The organism is Caballeronia sp. LZ033 (assembly GCF_031451265.1).
Lineage (GTDB): Bacteria > Pseudomonadota > Gammaproteobacteria > Burkholderiales > Burkholderiaceae > Caballeronia.
Window position 1 is genome coordinate 73,809 of record NZ_JARUXQ010000001.1, and the last position, 15,182, is coordinate 88,990.

The 15,182-nt window shown below is 63.9% G+C and carries 14 protein-coding genes and 1 tRNA gene; 13 read left to right on the forward strand and 2 right to left on the reverse strand.

The annotated features are described in order from the left end of the window. Window positions 1–121 precede the first annotated feature (121 nt). The 10 genes from def (at window position 122) to QCE62_RS00440 (ending at window position 10,749) form a co-directional block, all read left to right on the forward strand. Window positions 122–625, forward strand: a complete 504-nt coding sequence (gene def / locus QCE62_RS00395; protein WP_309806926.1) for a peptide deformylase — start codon at window positions 122–124, stop codon at window positions 623–625. A 3-nt stretch (window positions 626–628) separates the two neighbouring features. Beyond that, entirely contained in the window at window positions 629–1,606 is a 978-nt protein-coding gene (gene fmt, locus QCE62_RS00400; protein WP_309913028.1) for a methionyl-tRNA formyltransferase, read from the forward strand. 70 nt (window positions 1,607–1,676) lie between these two features. Further along, a complete protein-coding gene (locus tag QCE62_RS00405; protein WP_309913030.1) occupies window positions 1,677–2,324 on the forward strand; it encodes a LysE family translocator in 648 nt (215 codons plus the stop codon). A 131-nt stretch (window positions 2,325–2,455) separates the two neighbouring features. Next, a complete protein-coding gene (htpX, locus tag QCE62_RS00410) occupies window positions 2,456–3,310 on the forward strand; it encodes a zinc metalloprotease HtpX (protein ID WP_309806929.1) in 855 nt (284 codons plus the stop codon). Between the two features lie 165 nt (window positions 3,311–3,475). After that, a complete protein-coding gene (gene rsmB / locus QCE62_RS00415) occupies window positions 3,476–4,930 on the forward strand; it encodes a 16S rRNA (cytosine(967)-C(5))-methyltransferase RsmB (protein ID WP_309913033.1) in 1,455 nt (484 codons plus the stop codon). Next, window positions 4,927–5,523, forward strand: a complete 597-nt coding sequence (locus QCE62_RS00420) for a DUF4390 domain-containing protein (RefSeq protein ID WP_309913035.1) — start codon at window positions 4,927–4,929, stop codon at window positions 5,521–5,523. The genes rsmB and QCE62_RS00420 overlap by 4 nt, the downstream gene beginning before the upstream one ends. A gap of 22 nt (window positions 5,524–5,545) precedes the next feature. Further along, entirely contained in the window at window positions 5,546–7,975 is a 2,430-nt protein-coding gene (locus tag QCE62_RS00425) for a PAS domain-containing sensor histidine kinase (protein ID WP_309913038.1), read from the forward strand. Further along, window positions 7,976–8,692, forward strand: a complete 717-nt coding sequence (gene esaR, locus QCE62_RS00430; RefSeq protein WP_309913040.1) for a response regulator transcription factor EsaR — start codon at window positions 7,976–7,978, stop codon at window positions 8,690–8,692. It abuts the gene before it with no gap. Between the two features lie 121 nt (window positions 8,693–8,813). After that, window positions 8,814–8,889 (forward strand) — tRNA-Phe (locus QCE62_RS00435). Between the two features lie 357 nt (window positions 8,890–9,246). Further along, window positions 9,247–10,749, forward strand: a complete 1,503-nt coding sequence (locus QCE62_RS00440) for a site-specific integrase (protein WP_309913044.1) — start codon at window positions 9,247–9,249, stop codon at window positions 10,747–10,749. A gap of 260 nt (window positions 10,750–11,009) precedes the next feature. On the opposite strand, the gene QCE62_RS00445 is transcribed toward QCE62_RS00440, so the two are convergent. Next, window positions 11,010–11,207 (reverse strand): helix-turn-helix domain-containing protein, encoded by a 198-nt coding sequence (locus QCE62_RS00445; protein ID WP_309913047.1) that lies wholly within the window; start codon window positions 11,205–11,207, stop codon window positions 11,010–11,012. Window positions 11,208–11,493: 286 nt separating this feature from the next. Here QCE62_RS00445 and QCE62_RS00450 point away from each other — a divergent pair, with 286 nt between their 5' ends. From QCE62_RS00450 to QCE62_RS00460, 3 genes are all read left to right on the forward strand, one after another. Next, on the forward strand, window positions 11,494–12,132 hold the full coding sequence (locus tag QCE62_RS00450; RefSeq protein WP_309913050.1) for a hypothetical protein: 639 nt from the start codon (window positions 11,494–11,496) through the stop codon (window positions 12,130–12,132). An 84-nt stretch (window positions 12,133–12,216) separates the two neighbouring features. After that, window positions 12,217–12,639, forward strand: coding sequence for a hypothetical protein (locus QCE62_RS00455; protein WP_309913052.1), 423 nt, complete (start codon window positions 12,217–12,219; stop codon window positions 12,637–12,639). A gap of 145 nt (window positions 12,640–12,784) precedes the next feature. Next, entirely contained in the window at window positions 12,785–13,120 is a 336-nt protein-coding gene (locus tag QCE62_RS00460) for a hypothetical protein (RefSeq protein ID WP_309913054.1), read from the forward strand. A gap of 154 nt (window positions 13,121–13,274) precedes the next feature. On the opposite strand, the gene QCE62_RS00465 is transcribed toward QCE62_RS00460, so the two are convergent. After that, window positions 13,275–15,155: a hypothetical protein gene (locus tag QCE62_RS00465; protein ID WP_309913056.1), complete on the reverse strand. Its 1,881-nt coding sequence runs from the start codon at window positions 15,153–15,155 to the stop codon at window positions 13,275–13,277. Window positions 15,156–15,182: the final 27 nt, after the last annotated feature.

A 15,182-nucleotide genomic window follows, 5' to 3' on the forward strand; every position in this document is an offset into this window, starting at 1 on the left:
TTGCCGGCGGCGTTGAATCCAGCAGATTCACCCGCATATTTTTTGGCAGGCCGCCCCTTCCCCGCAACCTGGCCGAATGGCCGATTTACACGCGTCGCGGCGCGCGTAGACAATCCGAATCATGGCTCTGCTCAAGATACTCAACTACCCGGACAAGCGCCTGAACAAGGTGGCGAAGCCCGTCGCCGTCGTGGACGACCGCATCCGCAAGCTCGTCGCCGACATGGCCGAGACCATGTACGCCGCACCGGGCGTCGGCCTTGCCGCAACCCAGGTGGACGTGCATGAGCGCGTGATCGTGATCGACACCTCGGACGCGCATGACGAACTGATGGTCTTCATCAATCCGGAAATCGTGTGGTCTAGCGAGGGCAAGAAGGAGTGGGAAGAAGGGTGTCTGTCGGTGCCGGGCATCTATGACTTTGTGGAGCGGCCGGACAAGGTGCGCGTGAAGGCGCTCAACGAAAAGGGCGAAACCTTCGAGATCGACTGCGAGGGGCTCCTTGCCGTGTGCATCCAGCACGAAATGGATCATCTGGCAGGTCACGTGTTCGTCGAATACCTGTCTACGCTCAAGCAGACGCGCATTCGCGGCAAGATGAAGAAGCTGGAAAAGGCGCTGTAATCCATGAGCCAGTCGCTGCGTGTGGTTTTCGCCGGTACGCCCGAGTTCGCTGCCGCCGCGCTGGCGGCCATTCATGCAGCGGGCTTTGCCGTGCCTCTTGTGCTGACGCAGCCGGACCGGCCAGCGGGACGCGGCATGAAGCTGACTGCCAGCCCGGTCAAGCGTTTTGCCGTCGAGCACGGTCTGGCCGTCGCGCAACCTACGTCGCTGCGCCGCGCGGGCAAGTATCCGCAGGAAGCCGCCGAAGCCATCGATCTGTTGAAGGCCACGCCGCATGACGTGATGGTGGTCGCCGCGTATGGCCTGATCCTGCCGCAGGAAGTGCTCGACATTGCGCCGCGCGGCGCCATCAACATCCACGCGTCGCTGCTGCCGCGCTGGCGGGGCGCCGCGCCGATCCATCGCGCGATTGAGGCGGGCGACGCCGAAACCGGCATCACGCTGATGCAGATGGACGCCGGCCTCGACACGGGCGCGATGATCCGCGAAGGGCGCACGGCCATTCTTCCCGACGATTCCACTGCGTCGCTGCACGACCGGCTCGCGCAGATGGGCGCGGAACTGATCGTGGCTGCGCTGCGCGACCTGGAACGCGATGGCGCGCTGCCGTCCACGCCTCAGCCGGAAGAGGGCGTCACGTATGCCGAGAAGATCGCCAAGAACGAAGCGGCGCTCGACTGGCGACGCTCCGCCACAGAACTCGGGCGCCAGATCCGCGCGCTCGATCCCTTCCCCGGCGCGGTCGGCACGCTGGACGGCGCGGCGATCAAGATCTGGGCGGCTCGGCCCGTCGAGTCTGACGCGTCTCAGGGCGACGCCGGCACGATCGCAGAGATCGGTCCGGACGGCATTGTCGTGACGTGCGGCAGCGGCGCGCTCAGGCTCACGCAACTGCAAAAACCGGGCGGCAAGCGTCTGCCCGTGCGCGAGTTTCTTGCCGGCGCACCGCTGGTCAAGGGGCAGCGTTTCACGCTGATCTGACGGACGTTCAAACAGGCGCGGCGCTAAAATAAAGAGCGGTCAACACGCGCCTGTCTGTCTGGAGTTCCCGATGCTCGGCATTACCGGTTTCACCTTCTTCCTCATCGCTGTTTTCCTGCTGAACGTCACGCCGGGTCCCGACACGGCCTATATCGTCGGGCGGAGCGTCGCGCAGGGGCGCGGCGCGGGCGTCGTGTCGGCGCTCGGCATTTCCGCAGGCTGCATCGTGCACACGCTTGCCACTGCGTTCGGCCTGACGGCGATTCTCGCGGCATCGGCTACGGCTTTCACCGTCGTCAAGATTGCCGGCGCGATTTATCTGATTTATCTCGGCGTCCGTTTGCTGTTCGCGACGCACGAGGACACGGCCGCTTCCCGCGAGGCGCAAGCGCCCCAAAGGTCCGCGCCGAAGCCGCTGCACCGGCTGTTTGCGCAAGGCTTCATCACCAACGTGCTGAATCCTAAAGTCGTGCTGTTCTTTGTCTCCTTCTTTCCGCAATTCGTTGCCGCCGATAGTCAGCACAAGACGCTCGCCTTCCTGACGCTCGGCATGGTGTTCATTGCCATGAGCACGGTCTGGAACAGCTTCGTTGCCTGGATTGCAGGCAGCGTGACTGAACGCTTCGCCGGCAAGACGGGGGTGCGCAAATGGCTCGACCGCACGGTCGGCGGCGCCTTTGTCGGGCTGGGCATCAAGCTCGCGACGTCGCATCGATAAATCTCGTCCGGCCAATTGAATTATCGACGAACACCCCTATCTAACATTTTGCTTACAATCATCGTTCCGGCCACCTTGGCCGGGAGCACCGCGCCTCGGGCGCACCGTACATAGGGAGAGGAGTTCCGCGTATGTTCAACTGGGTCAAAACCGCGATGCTGATGGCTGCGATCACGGCCCTCTTCGCCGTGATCGGCGGCGTGATCGGCGGGTCGAAGGGCATGATGCTCGCGCTGCTCATCGCGCTGGGCATGAATTTCTTTTCATACTGGTTCTCGGACAAGATGGTCCTGCGCATGTACAACGCGCAGGAAGTGGACGAGACAACCGCGCCGCAGTTCTATCGCATGGTGCGGGAGCTGGCCACGCGGGCGCAGCTGCCGATGCCGCGCGTCTACCTGATCAACGAAGACGCGCCGAATGCGTTCGCGACGGGCCGCAATCCGGAGCACGCTGCCGTGGCGGCGACCACAGGCATTCTGCGCGTGCTGTCCGAGCGTGAAATGCGCGGCGTGATGGCGCACGAACTGGCGCACGTGAAGCACCGCGACATCCTGATCTCGACCATCTCGGCCACCATGGCCGGCGCCATTTCCGCGCTCGCGAACTTCGCGATGTTCTTCGGCGGACGTGACTCGGAAGGCCGGCCGTCGAATCCCATCGCGAGCATTCTGGTGGCGATTCTCGCGCCGATCGCGGGCGCCATGATCCAGATGGCCATCTCGCGGGCGCGCGAGTTCGAAGCGGATCGCGGGGGCGCCGAGATTTCGGGCGATCCGCAATCGCTCGCAAGCGCGCTCGAGAAGATCCACGCCTATGCGTCCGGCGTGCCGTTCCCGGCGGCGGAAGCGCATCCGGCCACCGCGCAGATGATGATCATGAATCCGCTCTCGGGCGGCGGCATCGCCAATCTGTTCTCGACGCACCCGGCCACCGAAGAGCGCGTCGCGCGCTTGATGGAAATGGCGCGCACGGGCCGCTTCTGACGCTTCCAGGCGTGTGACGAAGGCCGTTCCGGTCATGCCGGAACGGCCTTTTTTTGCGTGTCGAACATGTCTCGCCGCTGCGTGTCCGGGCGCCCGAATCCTGCACGTTACAATCCCCGTTCCACGCAAGCTGTCCGCTTGCCGTCCGACCGTTTCCGTTTCCTCATGACCGAACAGCCTTCCCGCCGGCCCGCCGCCGCGCACGCACGCCTGAGCGCGCTTCGCCTCGCGCCCGATTCACTCGGGTTCGCGCTCGATTGCGCGGCGCAGGCCGTCGGCGCGGTGCGTGCGGGCTCGGCATTGCCGGCGGCGTTGCAGACGGTCATCGCGGCATCGAAGCAGGCGAGCGCGCGCGGTGCGGTGCAGGACATCGCGTATCGCACGATGCGCCGCCTCGCCCTCGCCGACGCCCTGCTGCGCAAGCTCGTGAAGAAGGCGCCGCCGCCGCACGTCGGCAACGTGCTGTGTTGCGCGTTCACGCTACTCGCCGATGACGAAGCCCACGCCGCCTACGCGCCCTTCACCGTGGTGGATCAGGCGGTGGGCGCAATCGCGGCGCGCCGCGAATTCGCCTTCGCGAAGGGCCTGGTGAACGCAGTGCTGCGCAGCTTCCTGCGCGAGCGCGACGCGTTGATCGACGGAGCCCGCGCGCAGCCCGTCGCGCGCTGGAACTACCCGCAGTGGTGGATCGACGCGGTGCAGCGCGCGCAGCCCGAGGCCTGGGAACACATTCTCGAAGCGGGCAACCATCAGGGGCCGCTGACCTTGCGCGTGAATGCGCGCCGGGCGAGCATCGAAGCGTACCTGTCGCGCCTGCATGAAGCCCATCTCGAAGCCGATGTCGCCGGCCCGCACGCAGTGCGGCTGAGAACGCCGCTTGCCGTGGACCGCATTCCCGGTTTCGACGAAGGCGTCGTCTCGGTGCAGGACGCGGGCGCGCAAGTCGCCGCGCAACTGCTCGGCGTGCAGGACGGCATGCGGGTGCTCGATGCCTGCGCGGCGCCCGGCGGCAAGACGGGTCATATCCTCGAACTGGCGAATGTCGATCTGATCGCGCTGGAGAGCGACGCCGAGCGGGCCAGGCGCATCAGAGAGAATCTCGTGCGTCTGAAGCTCGAAGCGCACATCCAGACCGGCGACGCCGGCGAACCGGCGCACTGGTTCGACGGCAAGCCGTTCGACCGCATTCTCGCCGACGTGCCCTGTTCGGCCTCGGGCATCGTGCGTCGTCATCCGGACATTCGCTGGCTGCGGCGCGAGTCGGACATTGCCGCGCTCGTCGCCGAACAGCGGCGCATCCTGTCCGCGCTGTGGCCGTTGCTGGCGAAGGGCGGCGAGCTGCTCTACGTCACGTGCTCGATCTTTCCCGAGGAAGGCGAGGAGCAGGCCCGCTGGTTTGGAACGGTCCATGAAGATGCGGTACGATTGGACGCGCCGGGGCAATTGCTGCCGACAGCGGCGCACGCAAGCGCGGGCGCGGCGCACGGTTTACCGGACGGTACAAATCTCGCAGGCTCTGTTCCGGTCGAGGCGCCAGGCGCCGGTTCATCGTCCGGTCGGCACGCGGCGGCCATCGCGGATCACGACGGATTCTTCTACGCGCGCTTTCAGAAACGGTGACGATCAAACGCTTCCTTCCGCTCAGGCTCGCGGCTGTCATCTGGACTGCGCTGGCGTTCTGGCTGAGTTTCGCCGCGCCCAATGCCGCCCACGCCGAAACCATCGGCGTGCAGCGCGCATCGTTGCAGGCGGACAGCAACGGCTGGAGCCTCGACGCGCATTTCGACTTCGACCTCAACAGCAGCCTCGAAGAAGCCGTGAACCGCAGCGTGCCGCTCTATTTCACGATCGACTTCAATTTGTCGCGGCCGCGCTGGTACTGGTTCGACGAAGAGCCGGTCAACGTGTCGCAAAGCATTCGCCTGTCCTTCCAGCCGCTGACCAACGAATATCGCGTGTCCACGGGCGGCTTGCAGTTGCGTTTCGCCTCGCTCGACGAAGCGCTCGCCGTCATCAAGCATGTCACTTCGTGGCATGTGATCGACCGCAATCAGGTGCATGGCGGAGAAACCTATACCGCATCGGTGCGCATGCAACTCGACATCGCGCTGATGCCCAAGCCGTTCCAGATCGACGCAGTGAACAACCGCGACTGGAACCTCGCTTCCGACTGGAAGCGCTTCACCTTTACGGCGGCAGAACGTGCGAAATAGATTTCGACGCGGCCGCACGGACATGAAGAGTTTCGTTGTCCGCTTGCTGGTCTCCACGGTGGCGATCACGGCAGTGCTCCTGCTCGTGATGCTCGCGCTCGCAAGCGCGAACACGGAGTTCTTCGACCGCTACTACGGCTGGCTGTATGCGGCCAACGTCGCGGTGGCCATCGTCTTCATGCTGATCGTCATCGCCCTGTTCATCATCATCGTGACGCGGGTGAGACAGGGGCGCTTCGGCACGCGGCTGCTCGCCAAGCTCGCGTTCATCTTCGCGCTCGTCGGCGTGGTGCCGGGCGCGATCATCTATGTGGTTTCGTATCAGTTCGTCTCGCGCAGCATCGAGTCGTGGTTCGACGTCAATGTGGAAACCGCCCTCACGTCGGGCCTGACGCTCGGGCGCGGCATGCTTGAAACCTCGCTCGCCGACTTCAAGAACCGCGGCCGGCAAATGAGCGACCAGCTCGCGAGCGCGGATCCGTCGAGCCTCACGCTCGCGCTGCTGCGTCTGCGCGACCAGTACGGCGTGCAGGATGCCGTCGTGTTCGAGCGTCCGCGCGATCAATACAACCGCGAAGACCTGTCGGTGAATGGCGGCTCGTCGCGCGTGCCGGGATTGCGCACGGTCGCGCAGGCATCGGGCAACTACTACGCGCTGCTGCCTGCCAACGAGCCCACCGGCACGATGCTCAAGCAGGCGCAGGATCATCCGTATGGCGCGATCGAAGGCGAGATCGACGGCGATCCAAGCTCGAACGGGCCGAAGGGCGCATTGCGGCTGCGCGTGGTCACGAAGATTCCCGATCCGTCCACCACGACGGAATTCCAGCACGTCGACCGCTTCCTGCAGATCGAGCAGCCCGTCAGTCAGGAGCTCGCGCGCAACGCGGATGCCGTGCAGCGCGCGTATCGCGAGTATCAGGAGAAGCGCCTCGGGCGCACCGGTCTGCGCAAGATGTATATCGGCACGCTGACGCTCGCGTTGTTCCTCGCCACCTTCATTGCGATGATGCTGGCGCTCGCGCTCGGCAATCAGCTCGCGCGGCCGCTGTTCCTGCTGGCGCAGGGCACGAAGGAGGTCGCGGAAGGCGACTACACGCCGAAGCGGGAAATCAATTCGCGCGATGAACTCGGCTTCCTCACGCAGTCCTTCAACGCGATGACGCGCCAGCTGTCCGAGGCGCGCGCGGCGGTCGAGAACAATCGCATTGCGCTGGAACATTCGAAGGCTTATCTCGAAAGTATTCTCGCGAACCTGACGGCGGGCGTGTTCGTGTTCGATCGCCAGTTCCGTCTCACTACCGCGAATCGCGGCGCGGAACGCATCTTCCGCCAGCAGTTCGGCGCGCTGCTGAATCACCCGCTCGATCAGATCGGCGTGCTGGCCGAATTCGGCGCGATGGTCAGGAAGGCGTTTGCCGAACGCGATGCGGCGGCGGGCGGCAGCGATCATCGGATCGGCGACCGCGGCCACTGGCAGCAGCAGGTGGCGGTGACGGTGCCGGGCGAGAACGATCCGCTTACGCTGCTGGTGCGCGGCACGCAGCTGCTGGGTGTGACCGAGAGCGATTCCGACGATGCGGAAACCACCGGCTACGTGGTCGTGTTCGACGACATCTCCGATGTCATCTCCGCGCAGCGTTCGGTGGCGTGGGGCGAAGTCGCGCGGCGGCTCGCGCACGAGATCAAGAATCCGCTCACGCCCATTCAACTCTCGGCCGAGCGCCTGCAGATGAAGCTCGCCGACAAGCTCGCGCAGCCGGATGCCGAGGTGCTGAAGCGCGCGTCGACCACCATCGTCAATCAGGTACAGGCGATGAAGCAGATGGTCGACGACTTCCGCGAATACGCGCGCACGCCGCCCGCGGTGCTCGGCAACCTGCAACTGAACGATCTCGTCGCCGAGGTGCTGACCTTGTATGGCATCGAAGACGGCAAGACGCCGATCAAGGTCGATCTCACGAAACTGCCGGTGATCCGCGGCGATGCCACGCAGATCCGCCAGGTGATTCACAACCTGCTGCAGAACGCACAGGATGCGGTGGCGGACGTCGCGGAGCCGCGCGTGCTGCTCGAAACGAGAACAGTAGAATATGGCGAGCCCGATGCCTCAGGACATGCGCGTGTCGCGGTTCGGCTGACGGTATCGGACAATGGTCCGGGCTTTCCGGCGCGCATTCTGTCGCGCGCGTTCGAGCCTTACGTGACAACGAAGGCGAAAGGCACGGGCCTGGGACTTGCAACGGTGAAGAAGATCGTCGATGAGCACGGCGCGCGCATCGACATACGCAACCGCTCGAAGGCCGCGGATGTGGTTGAAGGCGCGCAGATATCGATCCTGTTTCTCCAGCTGGCGGACGATACCGCGGCGCCCGGCGCCACGGCATCGGGCGGCGGAGCGGCGGCGAGTCACGGAACGACAAAAGCAACAGTGCAGACAAGGGCAGCGTAAATGGCAACCATCCTGGTGGTAGACGATGAAATGGGGATCCGGGAACTGCTTTCGGAGATCCTGAGCGACGAGGGCCATGTCGTGGACGTGGCGGAAAACGCGCAGCACGCGCGCGACTACCGTCTGCAACAGACGCCCGATCTCGTGCTGCTCGACATCTGGATGCCCGATACCGACGGCGTCACCCTGCTCAAGGAGTGGGCCGCGCAGGGCAAGCTCACGATGCCGGTGATCATGATGTCGGGTCACGCGACCATCGACACGGCGGTCGAGGCGACGAAGATCGGCGCGCTCAATTTCCTGGAGAAGCCGATCGCGCTGCAGAAGCTGCTGAAGGCGGTCGAGCAGGGTCTGGCTCACGGCACGGCGCCGGCGCCGGTCGCGATCCCGGCGAAGCCGCCGGCGGGCGCGGGCGCGGTGGGCGTGCCGGTGGCCGCGGCGCTGCCGAGCGCGTCGGGCATGGGCGCCGGCTTGTCGAGCGAGGCGGCAGCGGGCGCGGCGCAAGGGCAGGCGGGACAAACGGCGTCCATCTCGTTCGACATCCCGTTGCGCGATGCCCGCGACGCCTTCGAACGCGCCTACTTCGAGTATCACCTCGCGCGCGAGAACGGCAGCATGACGCGCGTGGCGGAGAAGACCGGCCTGGAACGCACGCACTTGTATCGCAAGCTGAAGCAACTGGGCGTGGACCTCGGCAAGAACAAGAACGAAGTCTGATCCGCTGGCTTCGTCGTGTGCGCCGTGCATTCCAACGCCTCTTTGCACCGCAGCGAGCAAAAAGTTGCGTCAGGGGGCTTGAGGCGTGTGTCGGATGCTGCTATAGTTTCACCTCTTCGTTGGCCCGGTAGCTCAGTTGGTAGAGCAGCGGATTGAAAATCCGCGTGTCGGTGGTTCGATTCCGCCCCAGGCCACCAGAATATTTCGCTGCGTTATCAGTACCTTGGCGCAGCAGCAGCACCAGAAAAGGCCTCCTTCGCGAGGCCTTTTTTGCGTTTTCTGGCAGAAAATCTGGCGCGGCCACTGCGCACGGGTGCGCCCGACTGCGCACCACGCTGCCTGACTGCGCGCCCGGGCGACCGGGCCGCGCGGGATTTAAAGGCGCCGTGGCCGCGCAGAATTTAAAAGTGCCGTTTTAAACGCCCTCGCCCCGGTCATTACACGCAACTCCACCCACCAGGAGTTGCCATGTACCGCATTTCAGTTATCGCTCTTTTCCCGGCCTGTGCGCCGGCGCACCCGGCCAGCACGGTCCTCATCGGCGGGGGGCTGTAATGGCGAGCATCTACCAGGAAGGCGCCGGCTGGGCCGTGCGCAACCGCTCGCGCCACGACACGTTCTATCAGTCCGGTTTCGACTCCAAAGCCAAAGCGACGGCCTGGCTGCGCCAGCGTGAGCAGGCTATCCAAAACCGCGGCAAGCCCTACGGCCTGGGTCCCGAAAAAACCACGCTCGCCATGGCCCTGTACGACTACACGCCCGAGCGCGTGCCGTTTCTCAAGTCCGGCGACCAGTTGTGCCGCCGCCTCAATCGCTTCATTCGCTTTGGCCGCTTGCCGACCTATCAGCCGACCCGGCTGGACCGCCGCACGCAGGAAGCGCGAGGGTGTGACACGGCCACCGTGTATTTCGAACTCACCGCCGTGCCTTATGCCGTCGAACGCGTCATTCCACAGGGGCTCGACGAGCATCGGGCGGCCCTGGCGCAGCGAGCCGACACATCGGAACGGCTGCGCGAGCGGCTCGCCTGCACGAGAGTCGCAGATATCACGCGGCATCAAATCCAGGAATTTATGAATGTCCTACGGGAGGAAGGCAAGGCCGCGCAAAGCATTACCCATGAGCAGGCCGTGCTCAGGGAATTTTTCAATCACGCGCGACGACACTGGAACTGGTCCACACCGACTGAAAACCCTGCCACGCAACTGGACATGCCCGTTATCGACAACGCCCGCGACCGCGTGCTGACGCCGGACGAGCAGGCGCGGCTGCAGACTGAACTTCTGGCGTGTCGCAACCGTTACGTCGCGCCCTTCGTCGGTCTGTTGCTTGAGACCGCGATGCGTCAATCCGAGTTGCTACTCACCGCACAGTGGCGGGATATCGACTGGAAGCGTCGGGTGCTCAAGCTATGGGATGCGAAAGGGGGTGGGCGAGGCGTGCCGCTGACCCAAGGTGCATTGCGCATCCTCGAGGCGCTGCCACGAGGCGCCGATGACGACCGTGTTTTTCCGATTACGCTCGACGCGTTGGACTCTGCGTGGAACCGGGCCATTGCGCGCGCCGGCATCGAAAACTTTTGCAAACACGACCTTCGACACTGTGCGATGACCCGGTTCGCAGAGCTGCTCGGCGGCGACATTTTTCTGCTCAAGCTGTTCGGCGGACACAAGACCCTGTCGCAACTGGCGCGCTATGTGAATCCGACCGCCGCAGACGCGCTCGAGGCGGTCGATGCAGCCGAAGCGGCGCGCAATGCGCACAAAGCGCCGTTGCACGCGCGTGCGCCGTCGAGAACCCCCACGGTCGGCGACGCGGTTCGCGCGCTGGAGTCGGCTGAAGGCGAAGCGTCACGCACGGCCCCGGCGCTGCCCGACGTCAGCGCCGCGGATGCGCTGGCGCCCGACGCGGGGGCGGCGTCGGATGTGTTCGACGCATCGGCGGCGCCAGGCATCGCGGGTCCACGCGCGATGCAGGGCGGCACTGCGCCGCTGGCTGAGCAGGGGGCTGCGGAGGTCGTCTCGTTTGCGGCGTGGCGCGCACGTCATGCGGCATAAGCGGCGGCCGACGGGCTGTCGATGAAAGCGGGCGCCGGTCTCATCACAGGGACCGGCGCTTTTTGTTCGTGTCCTGCTTCGCCAGGTGGCGCGCGTGATGCCGCAGGACCGACGGCGGACCGGCCGTCGAATAAAGAAAAGCGCCGGGCTCATCCGAGCGACCGGCGCGTTGTGTTTTGAGTCGGGTCCGACATCCAGGCAGTCGGCAAGCACGGCGCAGCCGGTGAGTCCGCGCTGCGCCCGCCTCCCGACCGACGGGCCTAGCGGCGTCCCGGCTGCCATACCTCCTGTGCATGAAAAAAGCGCGCAAGCCAGGCTTGCAGCGCGGTGTCGGTCCAGAAGTTCTTTTTGCCCAGACGGGTGGGCGGCGGAAAGTCGCCGCGGGTAATCATGTTTTCGAGGCAGCGTGGAGAAACGCCCAGCTGGGTGCAGATTTCGTCTTTCGTCAACAGCGTCATTGTCATCGTCTCATACGAGGTTGGAGACGACGTATAGCACCCGCGCTCGCCGAGCCTGGCCATGACTTTAAGATTTTCCTGTCTGGCATCGCGGCGTACGAGTCGCCTATCAGGCGCCCGGCCTTTTAAATACCTGGCACGGTCTTTCATGCGGAATAGCCCGAGCCGCCGTCTCCGCTAGCCGAGCCAACCTCGCAGATTTTAAAAAGCGAGCGGGACCGTGCGACGCTTTTAAACTCCCGTCGCCACGCTGACTACACGCAACTCCACCTAACGAGGAGTTGTCATGAGTCTGTTTCGTTCTGCCGCAGCGCTGTGTGTTTCCGCTGGCACGCCGGCGCACCCGTCCATCGGTGCTTCCCTTCACAGCCATGAGTCGAAGGCGACCGAGGGGGACCCGCCCTGTAGTCTTGGTCCGCGCGAGACGACGCTCGCCATGGCGCTACGCGACTACGTGCAGCAACGCGCGCCGTCCCTCAACAACGGCGACCTGCTGCGCCGGCGCCTGCATCGTTACCTCCGGCACGCGCCGTTGGCCACCGGCGCGATTGAGCCGGTGCCGCCCGGCACCCCCGAATCCGACGAGGGGCGCGACAAGGTCCGCTCCAGGCCGGAGCAGATGGGCGCGAGGCGCGAATGCACCGAACGGCGAGAATCGGGACCACTCGGACGCGAGCGGCCACCGCGCCGCAGGACAGCAGAAAAGCTGCGCGAACGTCTCGCGCATATGACCGTCGCGGACGTCACGCGAGACGACATCCAGCAGCTCATGGACGCCCTGCGCACGGAACGTTTGTCGGCCCACGCCATCGCGTCCGAGCGGGCGATTCTGCGGGCGTTTTTCAGCCATGCGAAGACCGCGTGGAACTGGGCAGCGCCGGAAAACAACCCGGCAACCAGGCTTGACTGCCGTGCTGTCCTTTAAGGGTCTCGATTTGCAGTCACTACACACGCTGTGTTGCCATCGGGGCACACGAAACTTCTCTTTCAACGGACTGGACCGAACCGCATGATGGCAAATTACGAAGACCAAAGCGCCCGGCAGACGCGCGCAGCCTTTCTCTCGTTACTGGAAGCACAAGGGTGGCGTTATCAAATCAGCTGGCGCTGGAACCGTCGTAGCCGCGACGGTGTTGTAAAGGTTGAGGGTGACGGTGGTGACCTCATTGCCGAGCTGGGGTATTTCCGCAACACACAAACCTGGAGTGCCACCGACGGCACGCTCTATCGTCTGAGAACAGGCTCTGCCAAACATCAGGCCCTGCTTTGCGCTATTGACCAGGCTGCAGCCGCTGGCACAGGGGAGGCGGTGATATCAGGCAGGACGCCATCGGACCGCGAATACACGACAGACTGTGTTGCCCATGGGCGTGTGGCGTGCATGTCAAAGCCACAGACATTGCTGAACAGCAGACAAGCACACGCGTCGTGATGCGCGCTGACGGTCAACACTAACGCGTCATCCATGACGCACCGGGCGGAGACAGGTGGATGGACGCTGACCGTCCTGCCTTGCGCGCCCGCAACACGACGTCCGCTAATGAGGCGTCGTCACACTAGAAGGAATTCTGATAGATATGCAAGAAGTACCCGCTTTGTCGCCCGATTTTTCCGCAGACGATGGCGCGCAAGCCGCCCGGCGGCTATTTGAAATTTGCAGGCGTCATGTCGAGTTCGGCACGCGACCCATTGCGGCGTTTCTGCTGAGCCTGCATAACGCCTCGATAGCCTGTCCCGACATGTATCTGCTAAGCCGGTGGATTGATGACGACCATTTTGAGGATGTGATGACGGTCGTGCGGTGGTTTCGTGACATGCCCGGCCGACGCGACCTCATCGATATATTCGAAGGCGATGGCAAGCGACTTATTGCTGCGCTGATGCAGGACTTCGACCGCGATGCCCACGCTTGACCTGCGCGCTGTCATTGCTCGGACCGGGCCGACCCGGTCGTCCAATCGTCTGGCGCGTGACCGGACGCCCGCTCGATTTTCGAGATGACGGCATCCGGCGGGGCAATTCTACGGCTCGAGCCGGAAGGATGCGACCGAGCCGCCACAACCGGGGTCAGGCTTGTGGATATCGCGCCCGTTCGACCTCACGCATTGCCTCGGCGACCCCCGCGTGCAGTGTCCGCAGGCCATCGTCGACCTCAAGGTGCGCGTACTCCTTCATCACCGTGGCGAGCGTGTCGTGCAGCAGATGCGCGACAGTCAGATAATCCCTGGGATGTCTTTTCAGATGGTCGGTGGCAATGATGTGGCGAAAGGCGTGGCCACCGAAACCGGGGGTCTCGGGAAGATAGCGGGCCGTGACGACCTTCAGGCGCTTCGTCATGGCGTCGCCTGTCCAGGGAATACTCGCGTCGATGCCCTGTTCCCTGAGTGCGCCATTGCCCCGTCTCGGACCACTGACCGTAGGAAGGAAAAGCCGGTCGGTCTCGGCGCCGCACATGTATGGACGCGCCTCTGCCAGATAGCGACGAATCCAGGGAAAACAGGAGGGCTCAACACTGGAGTCGTAGCGCTCCCGTGCGGCGCCTTTCTCATTCTTGAAATCGGACGGCTCATATCTCAGGCGCCACTCTCCCTCCGCATTGCAATACAGATTAGGCTTCGCACCTCGGAAGCTCATCAAGCAAAGCTGACTGACTCGAAGCGGATTACTGACGAGCATTTTAAGCAGACAGACGTCGCGAATCCACGCGACGTAGTCTCGGTGGTGCGCCATCGGTGGCTCGTCTGCCTCCAGGCGTGCAATCAACTGTATCAGCACCTTCAGCGGTGAGGGCTCCGCAAGGATGCCGCTCAAGGGCTCAGCAGGGTCGCGGGAATGCACAACATTGGTGGTCCGGAGATAGGTTTTCTCCAATTCGACGAGTGCGTCGTATGACCTTCGGCAGTGGTCCCGCCAACCCGCCTCCATTGCAGCTATGTCGCGCTCCGCTAGAGCCCGTGCGAACGGCTCTCCGGCCGAGGCCAGTTCGTGGCAGAGGTCAGAGCGGTTCCAGACGAAGCCGGTGACAGGTCTCAGGTGCGAGCGCACGGTAGCGATGAATGTCAAAACCCCGTGATGGGTGACATTGCCAGCGCGTCGACGCAGCACCTGCGCATAGGCAGTCACATTCGGCACGGACGCGAGCCACCCAAGCGTGTCGCACGAGGCTTGCGGCCGGCCGCGACCCAGCGGCGCGGGAGCTACCAAGAACCCCAGGTAGCGTGAAATGAATCCATGATGCACAGCTGCCGTCGCGCAAACTTGCCCGTCGCAGAGCATTGACCAGACCACGTGATGTCCGACCGCAGCGGGTGCTTTCATTCTCCACGTATTCCGCTTGTCGGCTTCGGGCCGTGTGATGTCCGATTTGAAGCGGATAAGGTCTATCCACTGGGCATGAAATCGTTCCGTAGGCGGCAGCGAGGGTATCGGGTGGCGCCTGCGGTTTTCGCTGACGCGCATGCCAAACTTGGTCGGCTGAGGCGGGAGTGCACCTTTCGACCGCTCATAGCGCGTCCGCGTTTTGGCTGGCAGCCGTTTCGAAAGTGTGCCCCGGGGCAGACTCAGTGCGTCTTCCAGCGGAGGCAACCGGGCGACGCTGGCGGGCGGAAGCAGTACATCGCCGTTGAGCCAATTTTCCAGGCCCGCCTTTGGCACACCACTGCGCCTGCAAATCTCCGCTTTTGTGAGCCCGCTCTGGGTCACCGCCTGACGCAAGGCCTCCGAAAACGACGTGGGAAGGTTATCAACTAATATGAAGTCTTGGTAGTGCCGTTTCCAAAGCAATATCTGCTCGGCTCTGTCTTTGCATGTTCGCGGTGATGCGAGTGTTGCGTATTCATCCTGGAAGCGGCGGAATTGATTCAAGAACTCACCGCCGAATTCTTTGCCGATTGCGGCCGTGTCTTCGATTTTGAGAATTCGGGTCCACGCGTGGAGGGCAGATTTCATGTTTGCTATCTGCTGACCCGAACGGCC

What these genes read in the sequence shown, in the direction of transcription:
- QCE62_RS00455 (WP_309913052.1), top strand. Translation starts at nt 12,217, where the DNA reads ATGATGGCAAATTACGAAGACCAAAGCGCCCGGCAGACGCGCGCAGCC.
- htpX (WP_309806929.1), top strand. Translation starts at nt 2,456, where the DNA reads ATGTTCAACTGGGTCAAAACCGCGATGCTGATGGCTGCGATCACGGCC.
- QCE62_RS00465 (WP_309913056.1), bottom strand. Translation starts at nt 15,155, where the DNA reads ATGAAATCTGCCCTCCACGCGTGGACCCGAATTCTCAAAATCGAAGAC.
- def (WP_309806926.1), top strand. Translation starts at nt 122, where the DNA reads ATGGCTCTGCTCAAGATACTCAACTACCCGGACAAGCGCCTGAACAAG.
- QCE62_RS00440 (WP_309913044.1), top strand. Translation starts at nt 9,247, where the DNA reads ATGGCGAGCATCTACCAGGAAGGCGCCGGCTGGGCCGTGCGCAACCGC.
- QCE62_RS00405 (WP_309913030.1), top strand. Translation starts at nt 1,677, where the DNA reads ATGCTCGGCATTACCGGTTTCACCTTCTTCCTCATCGCTGTTTTCCTG.
- QCE62_RS00445 (WP_309913047.1), bottom strand. Translation starts at nt 11,207, where the DNA reads ATGACGCTGTTGACGAAAGACGAAATCTGCACCCAGCTGGGCGTTTCT.
- rsmB (WP_309913033.1), top strand. Translation starts at nt 3,476, where the DNA reads ATGACCGAACAGCCTTCCCGCCGGCCCGCCGCCGCGCACGCACGCCTG.
- fmt (WP_309913028.1), top strand. Translation starts at nt 629, where the DNA reads ATGAGCCAGTCGCTGCGTGTGGTTTTCGCCGGTACGCCCGAGTTCGCT.
- esaR (WP_309913040.1), top strand. Translation starts at nt 7,976, where the DNA reads ATGGCAACCATCCTGGTGGTAGACGATGAAATGGGGATCCGGGAACTG.
- QCE62_RS00450 (WP_309913050.1), top strand. Translation starts at nt 11,494, where the DNA reads ATGAGTCTGTTTCGTTCTGCCGCAGCGCTGTGTGTTTCCGCTGGCACG.
- QCE62_RS00460 (WP_309913054.1), top strand. Translation starts at nt 12,785, where the DNA reads ATGCAAGAAGTACCCGCTTTGTCGCCCGATTTTTCCGCAGACGATGGC.
- QCE62_RS00425 (WP_309913038.1), top strand. Translation starts at nt 5,546, where the DNA reads ATGAAGAGTTTCGTTGTCCGCTTGCTGGTCTCCACGGTGGCGATCACG.